The sequence below is a fragment of the Syntrophorhabdaceae bacterium genome, assembly GCA_035541755.1.
In the GTDB taxonomy this organism is placed as follows: Bacteria; Desulfobacterota; Syntrophorhabdia; order Syntrophorhabdales; family Syntrophorhabdaceae; genus PNOF01.
Genome location: DATKMQ010000167.1, coordinates 1 through 15318, shown reverse-complemented (window position 1 = coordinate 15318; position 15318 = coordinate 1). Strand labels below are relative to the sequence as shown.

The window sequence follows — 15318 nt, the reverse complement described above, 5'->3', positions numbered from 1 at the left end:
AAAATTACTGGTGCCTTGCGCAGTCTTTACAAATCCGTTCGACTCAGCAAAGAGCTCCTCGATCACGCGCGTAACCTATTTCTGCCGATTATCGGCTTCAGCGGTTTAGTTCTCCTCTATTTCTATCCTTTTTTATCGTCAAAGAACATTTTCAGCGAAAGGGACCTTGCCCCGTTCTTCATACCCCCCAAGATCCTCTGGGTCGATCTCGTCAAGAGTTTCATATTTCCCTTTTGGAACCCTTATAACTACTCGGGTATCCCTTTATTTGCCACATTACAACCCGGCGTATTCTATCCACCTCATCTGATCTACTTCCTCCTCCCCTTCAATGTTGCCTGGAACTGGCTTATCATACTTCATTTCTTGTTCACGGGGGTGGGGTTCTACGCCTTCTTGCGCTATATCAAAATTTCCCGATTGTCGGCTTTTCTCGGCGGCACGGTTTTGATACTGTCGGGATATCTCGTCTCGGTCCATAACCTTCTTCCTCATCTTTTTGCTGTGGCCTGGTTTTCTCCAATACTCCTGTTCTTCCTCAAACACGTGGAGACGAAGAGAAAGAAATACGCAGTCGTTTCCGGCATATTCCTCGTTTTTCAATTTTGCGCTGGCGCCCCCGAGATAGTGCTGTTGACGGTCATCGTTCTGTGCTTCATATCTTTTTTTCCGAAACTGTTCGTGCTGGAAAGTGGCCCATCCCGGCTCGACGGGGTAAAGGCCCTATGGATCACGCTTCTCGTGTGCGTCCTTCTTGCCGGGGCCCAATGGGTGCCCTTCTATGAACTCAAGACCCAGAGTATACGCGCTTCCGGATTGCCGTATCAGGACGTGGTTACCTGGTCTTTTGGCTGGAAGGATTTCATTCAATTCTTTCTGCCTGATGTCTTTGGTTACCTTCAAACGATGGAAAAATATTGGCAAAATCAGTCATGGCTGAAGACCGTTTACGTCGGACTCATGCCCATCTGTTTTTCCGTCCTCTTTTTTTTGGGTCGGGACAAGCGCAGGATATTCTTTGCGTTCATAATGCTTATTTCTCTGATACTGGCCCTTGGTGGCAACACTCCGCTCTACAAGCTATTGTGCAGAATTCCACCTTTCAACGCGATTCGTTATCCGGTAAAATTTCTCTTTCTGCTGTTCTTCGGCATCTCTGTGAGCACGGCCTTCGGCCTGGACCGACTGAGAACGTATTTCGAGAATAGAGACAGAAAGATAGAGTGCACGGTCCAGGTATCGCTCTATGTAGGCTTGGTTTTTGCTATCCTGTGGGGCTATTGCAGTTTTTACGGCGCCTCTGTGGAAAATTTCCTGCTGGCGCACGGGTTCAAGCCGCCTCTGTACAACGAGATATGGTTTAACCTGCACAATCTGAAACGGTTTCTGCTGTTCTCTTTCCTGTTTTGCCTGGCGCTTTTTCTTTACTTGAAAAGCGAAAAAGGCGGGTTTCGAAAGATTCTCCTCTCTTTTGTTCTCTGCGTGAGTATTGCGGACCTATTTCTTGCGAATTACGGGTTCTTCAGCTCTGTTCCGTGGAAATGGTTTGTAGCAAAAGAGGGTGTTGTTAAAGAGATCCCTGCCCCCGTCGGCACTGAAAGGTATTTCGTTACCGTTAAAACCGAGTATCAGTTCCAGAATGTGGTATTGGGCAAGAACAGTATGAGTTCTCCCTATGCATCGATGTACGGCCTGTACGCTATCGGCGGATCGGAAGTCATGCGGGTTCAAAGTCAGGATACTTTCTTACGTATGTTTTCGTGCTTTAAGAATGTAGTGGAAGCGGAGAGGCTCCTTGACATGGGGGGTATTAAGTACGTGATCATTTCCTACGAGGTGGACAACAAGGATTTCAAACTGATTGCAAAAGAGGGCATGGGCGACCAGGCGGCCTACCTTTATGAATACGAGAGGTATCCTGGAAGATTCCTGCTCTTTGATAAGGTCAGAAAGGTGGATACCACTGAAGATACAGTAAAGACAATGGTAGAGAGCAAAGACATTGATTTCAGAAAGACACTCGTTATAACGGATAAGCATATTCCATATCTCACAGCAGAACAACCGCTTCAGGGGGAAATGACGCTTGTCTCGTACGAGCCCAACAAGTCGATCATCACATGTGATACGAATCAGGATGCCTTTCTCTACGTGAGCGATACCTATTATCCGGGGTGGAGGGCCTATGTGGACGGCAAAGAAACCAGGATATACCGCGCAAATCTTGCCTTCAGGGCCGTTCAGGTGCCCAAAGGCAGACATACCGTCGTCTTCAGATACGTCCCTACGTCCTTCTACGTGGGGCTTTGCCTCACCTTCCTCGGCATACTGCTGTGTATCTGTCTGGTGAGGAAAGACGGAAAATCCAGAGCTTAAGACGAGTAAACGGGATCTGCTCGAAGGAGAGGCGTCTTAGGATTTGTTCCTCTTCTTTGCGTGGGCTTGAGGGTAGAACGATGCTGCTTATTATTCGTAGAGATATTCCACGAGCATCCAGTCCGATATACGGAGCCGGTGGCTCATCATCTGAGCGAGTTTTGAATAGAGTGAGACGCCGAGCTTAGGATGATCGGCGAGAATCAATTCGAAGTTTTCCTTTGTGAGCACGAGGACAGTCGTCTCTTCGGCGGCACCCGCTGAAGCCGATCGGGGTAGACCGTCTATGATGCTCATTTCGCCGAAGGTTCGTCCCGGACCTATTTCGCAAATCGTTTTCACGGTCTTCTTTGAGTCTCCCTTGGCGATTCTTACGAGCCCATCCGAAATGAAGCACATATATGGTTCTATGGCACCCTCGTTGAATATGGGTTCCTCTTTTGCAGCTTTTCCTACGTAGAGGTATTGGGCGAATTTCTCCAGGTCTTCCGGGCTCAAGCCGCTTCCCCACTGCGATTTCTCAAGCATTGCCATCTTTTCCTGGACGGACGATATCACATGGTGGAGCATGTCTTCCTCCCGGATGCCTCTTTCTCGTTCTGAACTTTGTCCAAATATAATAACTTGTTATTCGGGTTTTTGCAATTTCTTTAGCGCAACATTGGCTGCGATAAGGATAGGGTCCCAAACAGTGGCAAAGGGCGGGGCATAGCCCAGATCAAGCCTTGCCACATCCTCTATACTCATCCTGTTGTAGAGGCAGGCAGCAAGTGTATCGATACGGTGGGCCACCCCCTCAACGCCCGCCATCTGTGCGCCGAGGAGTCTGCCTGTCTCTGCTTCGACCACATATGTGACGGTGAGCGCCTTTCCCGCGGGATAGGCGCTACTTCGCGACGTTCCCTGAATGGTGGATACAAAATAATGATATCCTTCATGGTCCGCCTCTAGTGGCGAAAGGCCGGTCCGGGCCACCTCCAGGTCAAATATCTTGGTAACGGCGGTTCCGACGATGCCCTCAAAGATGTGCCGCGCGCCGGCGGCATTTTCTCCGGCAATCCTGCCCTGCTTATTGGCCGTGGTGCCGAGCGGGATGTAGACTTTCTTACCCGTTACGAGGTGCGTGGCTTCGGCGCAATCGCCTGCGGCAAGGATATCCGGCACATTGGTACGGAGAAATTCGTCAACGGTTATGGCTCCGCCTGCGCCCAGCATCACGCCTGCAGCCCGTGCCACGGCTGTGTTGGGACGTGTCCCAATGGCCAGGATCACGATATCGGCGTCGCAAGGTCCCTTATCCGTGATGACCCTCGTGACGGCCTCATCCTTTCCTTCAAAGCCTTCAACGGAAACCCCTTTGCGGAGCGTCACCCCTTCCGAGCGGAGCTTATCCTCGACTATGCCGGTGACGCTTGAGTCCATGTTTCCGAGCACTCGGTCCATCTTTTCAATGACTGTAATATCAAGACCGCGCTTCTTGAGCGATTCGCACATTTCCATGCCGATATAACCGCCGCCCACGATGACCGCTTTCATAATATTTTTCCTTACGCCCGTACGGTTTTCGGCTGTACGTTCGGGTGCTGAATCCGAGGAAGACGTCCACCGGTCAATAAATCTTTTAATCTCCATGCCGTCATTTAGAGTCCTGACGCTGAAAATATGCTTGAGGTCAATGCCTGGAAGCGGCGGTTTGACGGGCAATCCGCCCGTGGCAATAACAAGTTTGTCATAGGAGACGGTTTTTGTTTCATTTGCGTTAAGATCTGTTACGACGACCTGTTTTTGTGCGGGATCTATCCGTAAGGCCTCATGGCGTGTGAGCACCGTGATGCCCCGCTCCTGGGTTGCCTTCTCGGGAGTGAGTGAGATCAGGCTCACTATGTCCTTCACGTCGTCCGAAATGTAATAGGGGAGACTGCATACCCCGTAGGATATAAAATGATCCTTTTCAAGAACGTACGATTCGTCCTGTGGCTTCATCCTCTTAAAGCTACTGGCAGCGCTCATTCCGGCCGCCACCCCGCCTATCACAACGAGACGTTCTTTCGAGGACATACACCGGCCTCCCTGTTCTTAGGATCAAGGCTCTTCGCCCATATGTCATCTTTATTATAACGACTGGCGGGGCCTTATGGCAACCATCAACTGGTCCCGCACCTGCGGTTGTTCTTTGACATCCTGAACAAAAAGGAGTAAAAAATACATGGATGTTCCACGACGTGGACCGGATGAATGGCCGGCGTCACAGATCACGGGCTAAAGGATAACGTATCAATGCTCGGCCTGTTTGGAGAGTGGACAGACCCGCCCATTGAGGATCGATGCGGGGCGGGGCAGACGATTCGGCTATAAAAACCCTTTGTTCATAGCAGGCGTATTCAAACCAAGGAGGACCCATGGATCCCAAGGAAAAAATCATCTTCGCCCTCGATGTGGACCATTTCGAGGAAGCCCAGAAACTTGTTATGGAATTCAAAGATCACGTGGGTATGTTCAAAGTCGGCAAGCAGCTTTTTACCCACTGCGGTCCGAAAATCGTAGATTTCATCAACATGAAGAGCTCCAGGGTGTTTCTTGATCTCAAGTACCACGATATTCCGAACACCGTGGCCAAGGCGGTGATCGAGGCGGCGAAACTCGGGGTGGAACTGGTCAACGTACACGCGTCAGGCGGATTCACAATGATGAAAGAGGCGCGAGCGGCACTTAATAAGGCGGTTCACACTCAGGGGCTTCATAAGCCGAAGATCATCGGCGTTACGGTACTCACGAGCCTTGACGGTGAGGAACTCAAGCGGATCGGTTTTGAGATGCCCGTTATTGAACTGACGAAAAGACTTACGCTGCTTGTCAAAGAAGCTGGCCTTGACGGCGTTGTAGCCGGCGGGGGCGAAATCGAGATGATACGCGAGACATGCGGAAAAGATTTTATCATCGTGACGCCCGGGGTTAGGATCGACGGTAAAAAAGATGACCAAAAACGTACCATAACACCCAAGGAAGCTATCGAGAAAGGGGCCACCTATATCGTCCTCGGTAGAGCGGTGAGAGACAGCGCAAATCCTCAGGATCTCCTGAGAGCGATCTGTAAGGATATAAAAGATGCCGCTTCTCACCAATAAAAACACGATCCTTGAAGTGATGAAAGAGCATCCGGGGCAGGTCAAAAAGCTCTGGGTTGAACAGGGGTTTGAAAGGGTGCTCAACGAATGCATCATAGAGGCGAAAGCCCGTGGTATCCAATTCCGCGTCCTTGCCAGAGATGCGTTTTTGAACAGGTTCAAAGGCCTTAAATCCCATATTTGTCTGGAAAGAGACGAATTTTCGTACAAGGATCCCGACGAACTTCTCAATGATCTGAAGGGCCGAAAGAACCCGTTTTTGTGTGCATTTGATGGCGTGCAGGACCCGCAGAACCTCGGAAATATCGTCCGCAGTTCAGCCTGTCTTGATTTAGAGGCGCTGATCATTCCCAAAGACAGGGCCTGCACAGTTACCGATACTGTTATTGAGATTGCGCGGGGCGCGCTGGAGCATGTGGCTATCGCGCGCGTTACCAATCTTGCGCGATATCTCGATACGCTCAAGAAACAGGGTTTTTTTTGCTACGGCCTCGATGAGCACGGTGAATCGTCCATCTGGGAAATAGACCTGACGGGGCCTGTCTGTCTCGTTCTTGGCGGAGAAGAGGGCTTAAGAAGACTGACCAGGGACACGTGCGATGCCCTTATCAAGATTCCCACCAACCCCTCCTTTCCCTCGTTAAATGTTGCTACATGTTTCGCGCTTTCTGCGTACGAAGTCAAAAGACAAAGAGAGACAGTACGCAGCAGGTAGGTTTCACCACCGCGCAATCTCGGAGTACCTCTGCAACCTCCTGGCAAAAGCTATGGGAGACGCTTTCACTATGCTTTATTAAGAGTGACGCGCGTTCGCTTGGCAAAGCGGCCGGCGAACAAAAATCTTGAAGGAGAAGCGGGATACGTGCTACACTCGACTACCACCATCTTAAGTTTGAGCACAATTTGCTCCATTAACAAGGCAAGGGGGTTAGTGGGCGTAAAAGGATAGCGGTAGATCGCTATCAGAAATTCAAAATATGGAGGAAGGGAACATGAAACAAATCAAAAGAGGTTTGATGCTCTTCATCGCTGCCTGTATTATAGCTATTATTCTTCCCGGTATTGGGGCCGCACAGCAGGGCAAGCCAATCGAATTGACCTATGGCACGCCTTACGGTGTTGAGCACACTTACAGCATCGTGGATCAGAAATGGATGGCGAAGATTGAAAAGGAGACGAACGGACGGGTAAAGTTCAAACCGTACTGGGGCGGAGCGGTGATCGGCGGCCGGGACGCTGTGGAGGAATTACAACAAGGCGCGATTGACATAGCGCTTATTAATCCTTCGACGTCGAAGAGCGGTTTCCAGATCACCAAGGCAAGTTACATATTTTTTTACGGGGTCAACGATCTCGCCGTGGGAGAAAAGGTTTTCAAGGAGATGCTCGTTAAATTCCCGGAGATCGAAAGAGAATACAAGGATATGAAAGTACTTTGCTGGGGTGGGTCCATGAATCAACTCATTACCAGGAAACCGGTTCGCAAGATTGCCGACCTCAGGGGCATGCGGATAAAGGTGGTCGGCGACGTGTCCAACGCCCTCAAGGAACTGGGGGTAGAGGGCGTCTCTATGTCTAATTCGGAAGTCTACGTGGGTCTTCAGAAGGGCATCCTCGACGGACTCATCACGCCCATAGAAACACTGGAATCCTTAAGATTCGCCGAGGTCGCAAAGTACGCGACGATGATCAACTTCTATCGCACGCATAGCGGCATGAGGATGATGAATCTCAAGAAGTTCAACAGCCTCCCCCCGGACATCAGGAAAGTCTTCGAAAATAACATAGAATACTACGGCCAGGAGACGGAAGCGGAGGTTGCGAGAACCAACCAGCACGCCATGGATGCGGGAAAGAAACTCGGCGTTGAGTTCATACCGATTTCTAAAGAGGAGATGGCCAAATTCTACGCGCCTGTAAGGGACATGGCACAGAGGGAAGCCCAGGGCTTAGACGCCAAAGGCCTCCCCGGCACAAAGATACTTAATGAAGCGCAGCGCCTCATTCAGCTATACAGCAAGTAAGGCCATAACGAGAACTGAAGATAACGAACAGGTAGGGGTGCTCTTCTCCTACCTGTTTCATTTGAGTCGACGTGTGAAGCAGACAGCGGGATCGTGGGTGCAGGGGCTTGTCAAAGACAACTTCATGTGCCCGTCTTCGCTCTCCTCTGTACGCGCATGAACGCGCCCGCGTATAGACGCATCCCTTGCATTCGTTCTATTTATTGATTATTGTAATGGTGTGATTTGCCGTGAAGACGGACATGTGATCACATATGCTAAGCCCTATCAGTAGAATATTCGAGCGGCAAGATATAAGAAGATTTATTTCTGAAAGCTGGTCGAACAGCTGGCCGATGACCCTCATTATGTTCTTCGAGTTTCTCATCGGCCTCACCGATATCTATATTGCAGGCAGGATCGGAAAAGATATCCAGGCGGCTTACGGATTTGTCATTCAGATGTATTTCGTCTTCATCATCATTGCCAACGCCCTCACAGCCGGAACCGTCTCCGTGATTTCACGGCTTTTCACCTCCGGCGATAAAGGCGCCCTCGATGACGCCGTCTATTCTACAACTCTTACAGCGGTTGTCTCGGGGGTAATCTTCGGCGCCGCGGGCATCGGCCTCACCCCTTTCTTGATCAATCTTGTAAATATTCCGAGGCAGCTCAAGCCCATTGCCATCCCCCTGGGAGAGATATATGCGGCTGGTCTTCTATTTCACTACATCGTGATTAACACGAATGGAATTTTGAGGGCCTGCAAACGGGTCCGCATCTCGCTCAAAACAATGTCCGTGGTCTGTGCCGTCAACATCGGACTCAATTTTTTTCTCGTCTTTCATACGAAGATCGGTTATCAGGGCATAGCCCTGTCCACAGCCATCAGCGTCTTTGTAGGCAGTATACTCAATCTGCGCTCCATAATGCCTTTTTTAGCGGGTATCAGGCGCTTCTCTGCGGAGGCTACCCGCGCCATTATTACGATCGGTTGGCCCTTTGCGCTGTCCCAGATTCTCTGGCAGCTCCATTCCATGGCGCTCTATCTCATCTTAAGTGCTCTGCCGCGCGATAGCGTCGAGACCCTTGCGGCTTTTGCCGCCGGACTCAGGATTGAATCAGCCATTTTTCTTCCGGCTATGGCGTTCAATATGGCCAATGCAGTTATTGCCGGGAACCTCATCGGGGAAAACAAGAGAGAAGATGCCTTCAGGGCGGGTATCATTACAGCCGTCATGGGCGTGATTATTGTGGCTTGCCTTACACTGGGGGTTATCATGGGAGCCAGGCAGATAGCCCCCGCCATTTCAAAGAATCCCGTCGTTGTTGCCCAGTGCATAAAGTATATCTATATCAGCATGATCAGCGAACCCTTCATGGCCTTCTGGATGGTCCTGGGTGGAGCTCTAAGCGGAGCCGGCGACACCAAGGGAATTATGCTCATTGTCTCATCTACCGTGTGGCTTATCCGGATTCCCCTGTGTTACCTGTGGGTAGTTGTGCTCGGTTTTGATGCAACGTCGGTATGGTGGACTATGAACCTTTCGCAGTTCATGACTGCAATGTTCATGGTGCACAGGTACTGGCAGAAGAGGTGGCTTGGGGCCGTAACTCAAACCAGCGGAGGGCGATGAGGCGCCTATGCGGTTGCGAGAGGCTAACCGTCGGAAGCGAGCAATACGAGGCAATCAGAAATTAACTTTGAATTTAAATCTCCAGCCGTCGTCACGTGTCTGGAACGAGGTGGTCTCGTTGTGCTCGATAAGAAATCCTTTGCCCAGGCCTATTTCACTGTAAGGAGACAGTTTGTAACCGAGAGAGACCTCAGTTTTGTTTTCCTTGGCGGTTTCCTTCTTCATAAGATTACTCGAGTCGAGGCTTTCTATTTTGTGCACGGCAAGGTTTGGCGTATCAGCAGCACCGTTTTCGGGCTTGCTTCCGGTCGCCTTATCGTCCATGAATTCTATATTGTAGACCTTCTGATCGGGCGAGACGTTTGCGTTCCCCGATGTCGGCTTTAATCGCACAAAGCTAATCTTCTCCGCGGTTACAGCCTTGTCGAGCGCCTTGTCATTCGAATCGCTATAGCTCTGAAATTCCTGCTTAATGGTAGCCGGGGCGCTATTGGGTGTGGTGCCCGTGCTCTGTGGATCAGTTAAGGCGGGCGCGGCTGCATAAAGAGGGCAGACCGCCACGAATGCCGATAGGGAAGAGACGATAATAGCACATACCAAAAAAAGAGTGTACTTTCGCCTAATCATACATAATATTATAAGCATTATGTTGAAAAAAAGCAAAACATCTTGTATGCTAAATATCCTGCAATGAACCCAATATGGTTTTACAGCACGAACAATCGGGATGAAAAGGTCAACTTCGAGGCGGCCCTGCTCAAAGGGATGGCGTCAAATTACGGCCTTTACATGGTGGCGAGGGACGATATACCGGTCATCCCGAGTGAGCGGATTCGCGCGATGCGACCTATGTCCTACGCAGAGATTGCCTACGAGGTCCTTCACCCCTTTCTCGGAGGGGAAATACCGTCCGAGAAGTTGAGGGCCCTGTTGGAGGACGCGTACCGTTACGAGACGATTCCTACGCAGATTGAGCACGTGACGGGCAGGACATATATCATGTGGCTCACCAAAGGACCCACATATTCCTTCAAAGATTACGCCGCTCGTTTCTTCGGGAGGGCGCTTGATTATTTTCTCAGCAGAAAGAGCCTGAAGCGCGTAGTCGTCGTGGCTACGAGCGGGGACACAGGCGGCGCGGTCGCGGATGCCCTCCACGGTCTAGAGAACATCGACAACATTGTCTTCTATCCAAAAGGGTCTATCAGTGACGGTCAAAGGCGACAGATGACAACCCTTGGCGATAATGTCCACGCATTTGAAATAGATGGTGATTTCGATGTCTGTCAGGCCCTGGCAAAGAATATCCTCGCAGATAAAGAGCTCGCCCTTGAGATCTTTGACGATGAAGAGCGATTCACATCGGCAAATTCCATAAGTATTGGCAGACTTCTCCCTCAGGCGGTCTACCCTTTTTACGCATATTCTAAGATTGATGCCGCGGATGAATCGTTTATCGCCAGCGTGCCGTCGGGCAATTTCGGCAACATGATGGGTACGGTAGTTGCGCGGCAGATGGGACTTCCCGTTGAGAAGATCGTGTGCGGTGTCAACGAGAACACGGAGTTTCCCGAGTTTCTTGAATCAGGCACGTACTCCGTGCGGCCTTCTGTTAAATCGCCGTCCTCAGCAATGATTGTGTCGCACCCGAGTAACCTTGCGCGCCTCATTGATTTTTACGGCGGCCACATGTACGATGAGCGGGACACGGCAACAGGGAATGTTATGAGGCCGGGTGTCATCGACCGAGCGCCGGATATGGCTGCCATGCGAAAAGACATCGTTTCCATCGGCGTCACCAATCCACTCCACTACGTAACCATGAAATATGTGTACGACACGTACGGGATCATCCTTGATCCTCATGGCGCCGTGGGCTACAAGGCGTTGGACATCTTCTTACAGAACATGCATGACAAACCGGCGGTCATATATGAAACGGCCGATCCGGGAAAATTCCCTGAAGATGTTGAAAAGGCCATCGGCCTCACGCCTAAGCTCCCCCGGGGCATGAAGGATCAGGCCGCCACGAAGGAACGGGTATACCGTGTAGAGTCCCGCCCGTTGCGTACCGAGGAAGGATTCGCGCTCTCGGCGTCCCAGATCGAAGAGGCGAAAAAAACGATACGCGCGATTTACAGGAAACCATGAGGATTGTAAGAGGGTTCTTCTTCATTCTTCTTTTCATATTCGCCCTGTCTTGCAGGTTAGCCTATGCGAACGACATCGAGGCTGAAGAGCTCAAGAAGATGATGAGCCGGGACACGAAACTCGTGGTTGTGGACACGCGGACCGAGTATGAGTATTCACTCGGCCATATCCCAGGGGCGATCAACATTTCACAAGAAAAATTCCGTATGCTCGATGCCCTCCTGCCCAAAGAGAAAGACAGGCCTCTTGTTTTCTATTGCAGAGGCGTGGGCTGAATGCCGAGTGCGGAGGCTGCGTTCGCAGCCAGAAACATCGGGTATTCGAATGTGATGGTGCTTTACGGCGGCTATCCCGAGTGGGTGAGGAGAGGGTACGAAATTGAACGGTAGCCTTGATAGATGTTCTTAGCGCTTCGGCGCCTAATAAATCTTTCCCACATAGAAGTCTTAAAGATAATGAGCAGTCAATAGTCGGCCACGTACATGATCTTGCCGTACAGTATCTGACGCTATTTTTCAATTTCCCCTTGATCTTATGAACCCCGATGTATATATTTATAAATGAAAACTGTTTTCATTTAGATGGTGAAATGAACAGAGACGCCGATTTTTCCACCTTATTGAGAAACTATCATTTGAAGGCAACGCCCAAACGACTTGCCATACTTGATGTTCTCGCCCATGATCCGACTTATCTGAGTCCTGAAGACGTGTGGAAACGGCTCAAAGGCCTGTTTAAGAATATCGGTTTACCTACCGTATATCGGAATCTTGAATATCTCTCCAATGCGGGCATTATTATAAAGGTCGTTCACCCGGACCGGAAGCTCTATTACTATTACTGCCATAATGCCGACCACCACCATCACTTTGTCTGCACAGCCTGCAAGAAGGTTGAGGACCTGACCTTTTGCGGTATGGAAGACATTGAGCAGGAGGTTACACAAAGGCTTAAAGGCAGGGTAGTTTCACACTTTCTCCAGGTCTTCGGTTACTGCAGGGAGTGCTGTTCGGGTTCCGCGCTGCAACGCAGGAGCGGCTCATGAAGACAAAAAGGGCATGTACAATCGGCCTGTTGTGCGCCGCATTCCTCCTTTGTTTCTGTCATAGCCGTGAGAGCGAGAACCTTCAAGGTAAGAAACCCCCGGTGGTTGTGGCCACGCTCTTTACAGTCTATGACTTTGCAAGGCATATCGCCGACGGCAGGGCCAACGTGACGCTGCTTCTACCTCCCGGTGTTGAAGCGCACAGCTTCGAACCGAAACCGGGCGACATGCTGAAGATTGCCGACGCCGACCTATTCCTTTACACAGGCAAATACATGGAGCCCTGGGTGGAGAGTGTTCTTCGCGGGGCAGACAATAAGAAGCTCCTCGTCGTCGATACGAGCAGCGGTATTACTCTCATGCAGGACAGCCAGGAGTTTGGGGAGCGCCACAGTCCGGATGCCTATGATCCTCACATCTGGCTTGATTTTACCAATGCACAGAAGATGGTCGACAACATTCTCAAGGGACTTGTGCAGATTGATCCGGAAAACGGGGATTTCTACACACAGAACGCGGGGGCATATAAAGCCCAACTTGAGGACATGGATAAAGAGTATAAAGATGGTCTTTCGAACTGCAAAAGGGACACGTTTGTCCATGGCGGCCACTTTGCCTTTAACTACCTGGCGCATCGCTATCACTTGCACTATGTCTCCGCCTATGCAGGCTCTCCCAATGCTGAACCCTCGCCGAAAAAGATGATTGAACTGAAGAAGATGATTGAGCGTGACAATGTCCGCTATATCTATTATGAGGAGCTCATCACGCCGAGGGTGGCAGAAGTTCTCGCAAGAGAGACGGGGGTGAAGCTTCTTAAACTCTCCGGGGCCCACAATATCTCCAAAGAAGAGCTCGCCGACGGAAAGACCTTCATCGACCTCATGAAAGAAAACCTGAAAAATCTGGAGGTGGGGCTTCAGTGTCGGTAGATCCGGTTTCTTCAGAGCATCTTCATTTTCAGTACAATGGCATTGAGATATTGACGGACATCTCGTTTCAGATACGCACGGGCGACTACGTTGGTGTGGTGGGACCGAACGGTTCGGGAAAAACAACGCTCATAAAGATTGTCCTCGGTTTTCTCAAGCCTACCAAGGGAAAGATATCGCTTTTCGGACAAGCTCCTCAGGACTTCAATAACTGGGAGAAGGTCGGATATTTGCCCCAGAAGGCGCAGGATTTCAATCCTCATTTTCCCGCTACCGTGAGAGAAATCGTTTCCCTGGGACTCCTTTCGAAGAAAGGCTTTCCCAAGAGGATAGGCCAGAGGGATGACGAGGCCGTCAACGATGTACTTTCTCTCATGGATATCACAAACATTCAGGAGAAACTCATCGGCGAGCTCTCGGGAGGTCAGCAGCAGAGGGTCCTCATAGCCAAGGCAATGGTTGCCGGACCCGAGCTTCTCATACTTGACGAACCCACTACAGCGCTCGATCCCGAAGCCAGGGAAACGTTCTTTAATACGCTCACCGAGCTCAATGATAAGAAAAAGATAACCATTATCATGATTACGCACGATATCGGGACCATTGGGAAGCACGCCACAGAACTCCTCTACCTCGACAAGCAGGTGATCTTTTACGGTACCTTCGATACTTTCTGCGCGTCGCATGAGATGGCGAGTTACTTCGGCGAGTATTCGCAGCACGTCATATGCCACCGGCATGATTAGGGAGCAGGGATTAGACGCCGGATGAAGAGCACGGGTTCTAAGACAAGCGGAGATTGCAGGTTCGAGAAAGAGGGCGCAATAAAAGAACTGGAGGCATTTAGATGACGGGCTTAACGGACCTTTTGAGCCACGGTTTTATTCAGAGGGCGCTCATCGCCGGGTGCTTCATTGCCATTCTCTGTTCAACGTTGGGGATTTTTCTTGTCCTCAAGCGTTTGTCTTTGATCGGCGACGGTCTTGCGCACGTGACATTCGGAAGCGTGGCCGTGGGGCTTCTTCTCAGAACGCACCCCTTCTATACGGCGGTCCCCATTGTAATGGCGAGCGCTTTGGGCATCCTCAAACTTATGGAAAAGGCCCGTATCTATGGGGATGCAGCGATCGGTATTGTATCGTCCGTGGGCATAGCCGGCGGGATTATACTGGCGAGCGCAGCCGGGGGGTTCAACGTGGATCTTTTCAGCTATCTCTTCGGGAACATACTGGCTATAAGTCCCGCCGAAGTGATCGTCTCCATAGCGCTCTCCCTTGCGCTCCTGTGCGTCGTTTTCTTCTATTACCACGAGCTCCTTTCAATTACCTTCGACGAAGAATCGGCTAAAGCCACAGGGATCAGGACAGATCGGATCAACAAGGTCCTTGTGCTTCTCATCGCACTGACTGTGGTGCTTGCCATGAGGGTCATGGGAATCATGCTCGTTTCCGCCCTTCTCATCCTGCCCCCGGCCACGGCCCTTCAGGTGGCAAGAGGATTCAAAACAACGATAATCATTTCGTCTCTATCCGGCGTCCTTGCGGTGATATCCGGTATATTTGCCGCCTTTCTGCTGGATTTGCCGGCAGGAGGGGCCATCGTCGGCGTTGCCTTTGGTCTCTTCCTGGCCGTCTTCGTTGCCGTACGGGTAAAAGCCCATTATGATTTATCTTAAGGGAGGCTATCGCATTGACAGTTGAGATAGGTGGGTACTATGTTCTTAATATGTATAACGGGACCTACAAATTTACGCCCAAAACGTTGACAACTCTGGATTCCGACATTATATTTTCTAAGGCCCCAAAAAATAGCAGGAGGATACGTGTATGGCAAAAAAAGTCATAGGGATAGACCTTGGAACGACGAACTCTGTAGTAGCCATTATGGAAGGAGGAGAACCAAAGGTTATTATAAATGAGGAAGGAAGCAGGCTTACACCGAGCGTGGTTGCTTTTACCAAAGAAGGAGAAGTGCTCGTTGGCCAAACCGCTAAAAGGCAGGCCATTACCAACCCTGAGAATACAATCTTTTCTATCAAAAGATTTGTGG

16 protein-coding genes are annotated in these 15318 nt (G+C 50.5%); 13 read left to right on the top strand and 3 right to left on the bottom strand.

What is annotated here, in order from left to right; genetic code table 11:
- Nucleotides 1–15: 15 nt before the first annotated feature.
- Entirely contained in the window at nt 16–2376 is a 2361-nt protein-coding gene (locus tag VMT62_16025) for a YfhO family protein (GenBank protein ID HVN97938.1), read from the top strand.
- 90 nt (nt 2377–2466) lie between these two features.
- On the opposite strand, the gene VMT62_16020 is transcribed toward VMT62_16025, so the two are convergent.
- Nucleotides 2467–2946 (bottom strand): cyclic nucleotide-binding domain-containing protein, encoded by a 480-nt coding sequence (locus tag VMT62_16020; protein ID HVN97937.1) that lies wholly within the window; start codon nt 2944–2946, stop codon nt 2467–2469.
- A 57-nt stretch (nt 2947–3003) separates the two neighbouring features.
- Nucleotides 3004–4434, bottom strand: coding sequence for an FAD-dependent oxidoreductase (locus VMT62_16015; GenBank protein HVN97936.1), 1431 nt, complete (start codon nt 4432–4434; stop codon nt 3004–3006).
- Between the two features lie 341 nt (nt 4435–4775).
- Between VMT62_16015 and pyrF the strand changes: the two genes are divergently transcribed.
- The 4 genes from pyrF (at nt 4776) to VMT62_15995 (ending at nt 9141) form a co-directional block, all read left to right on the top strand.
- On the top strand, nt 4776–5501 hold the full coding sequence (gene pyrF / locus VMT62_16010) for an orotidine-5'-phosphate decarboxylase (GenBank protein ID HVN97935.1): 726 nt from the start codon (nt 4776–4778) through the stop codon (nt 5499–5501).
- On the top strand, nt 5482–6216 hold the full coding sequence (locus tag VMT62_16005; protein ID HVN97934.1) for an RNA methyltransferase: 735 nt from the start codon (nt 5482–5484) through the stop codon (nt 6214–6216). Before pyrF ends, VMT62_16005 begins: the two co-directional genes overlap by 20 nt.
- 277 nt (nt 6217–6493) lie before the next feature.
- Nucleotides 6494–7525 (top strand): TRAP transporter substrate-binding protein DctP, encoded by a 1032-nt coding sequence (dctP, locus tag VMT62_16000; protein ID HVN97933.1) that lies wholly within the window; start codon nt 6494–6496, stop codon nt 7523–7525.
- A 335-nt stretch (nt 7526–7860) separates the two neighbouring features.
- The gene (locus tag VMT62_15995) at nt 7861–9141 is read left to right on the top strand and encodes an MATE family efflux transporter (GenBank protein ID HVN97932.1); all 1281 of its coding nucleotides are present in this window, start codon (nt 7861–7863) and stop codon (nt 9139–9141) included.
- 54 nt (nt 9142–9195) lie between these two features.
- Here VMT62_15995 and VMT62_15990 read toward each other — a convergent pair whose 3' ends face one another.
- Nucleotides 9196–9768: a hypothetical protein gene (locus VMT62_15990; protein ID HVN97931.1), complete on the bottom strand. Its 573-nt coding sequence runs from the start codon at nt 9766–9768 to the stop codon at nt 9196–9198.
- Between the two features lie 63 nt (nt 9769–9831).
- Here VMT62_15990 and thrC point away from each other — a divergent pair, with 63 nt between their 5' ends.
- The 8 genes from thrC to VMT62_15950 form a co-directional block, all read left to right on the top strand.
- On the top strand, nt 9832–11292 hold the full coding sequence (gene thrC / locus VMT62_15985; GenBank protein HVN97930.1) for a threonine synthase: 1461 nt from the start codon (nt 9832–9834) through the stop codon (nt 11290–11292).
- On the top strand, nt 11289–11567 hold the full coding sequence (locus VMT62_15980; protein HVN97929.1) for a rhodanese-like domain-containing protein: 279 nt from the start codon (nt 11289–11291) through the stop codon (nt 11565–11567). Before thrC ends, VMT62_15980 begins: the two co-directional genes overlap by 4 nt.
- Nucleotides 11568–11681 (top strand): rhodanese-like domain-containing protein, encoded by a 114-nt coding sequence (locus VMT62_15975; protein ID HVN97928.1) that lies wholly within the window; start codon nt 11568–11570, stop codon nt 11679–11681. It begins immediately after the preceding gene.
- A gap of 200 nt (nt 11682–11881) precedes the next feature.
- Complete coding sequence (locus VMT62_15970) at nt 11882–12337, top strand: transcriptional repressor (protein HVN97927.1); 456 nt, start codon at nt 11882–11884, stop codon at nt 12335–12337.
- Entirely contained in the window at nt 12334–13269 is a 936-nt protein-coding gene (locus tag VMT62_15965; GenBank protein HVN97926.1) for a metal ABC transporter substrate-binding protein, read from the top strand. The genes VMT62_15970 and VMT62_15965 overlap by 4 nt, the downstream gene beginning before the upstream one ends.
- Nucleotides 13260–14015: an ABC transporter ATP-binding protein gene (locus tag VMT62_15960; protein HVN97925.1), complete on the top strand. Its 756-nt coding sequence runs from the start codon at nt 13260–13262 to the stop codon at nt 14013–14015. Before VMT62_15965 ends, VMT62_15960 begins: the two co-directional genes overlap by 10 nt.
- 101 nt (nt 14016–14116) lie before the next feature.
- Nucleotides 14117–14944 carry a metal ABC transporter permease gene (locus VMT62_15955; protein ID HVN97924.1) on the top strand — a complete coding sequence of 276 codons (828 nt, stop codon included), beginning with the start codon at nt 14117–14119 and terminating at the stop codon, nt 14942–14944.
- A gap of 151 nt (nt 14945–15095) precedes the next feature.
- On the top strand, nt 15096–15318 hold a 223-nt coding region (locus VMT62_15950), incomplete at its 3' end, for an Hsp70 family protein (protein HVN97923.1).